Origin of the sequence: Citrobacter sp. Cpo147 (assembly GCF_030332405.1) — a bacterium.
GTDB classification, from domain to species: domain Bacteria; phylum Pseudomonadota; class Gammaproteobacteria; order Enterobacterales; family Enterobacteriaceae; genus Citrobacter; species Citrobacter portucalensis.
Window position 1 is genome coordinate 1 of the sequence record NZ_JAOWHX010000019.1, and the last position, 207, is coordinate 207.

Genomic DNA, 207 nt, shown 5'->3' on the forward strand with positions numbered 1-207 from the left:
GTGTGGTCTTATGCAACGGGAGAACGCGATGCTGAACGAGCGCGTGTCGGACTTGAGCACGCAGGTGCTGAGTTTAAGCGAGCAGCTGCGCCGCTTGTCCGGGAACTGAATGCGATCGAGCTCCGGCAGAGGGAGAATGAGTATCAGAAAACACTGGAGCTGGAGCGCCAGCCGCAGAAAACCTACCGCGGGCCGACACTTTAAACC

1 protein-coding gene is annotated in these 207 nt (G+C 58.5%); it reads left to right on the plus strand.

What is annotated here, in order from left to right:
• A partial coding sequence (locus tag OGY06_RS00070; protein ID WP_286604385.1) for an MbeD/MobD family mobilization/exclusion family protein occupies window positions 1–109 on the plus strand: 109 nt, incomplete at its 5' end.
• Window positions 110–207: the final 98 nt, after the last annotated feature.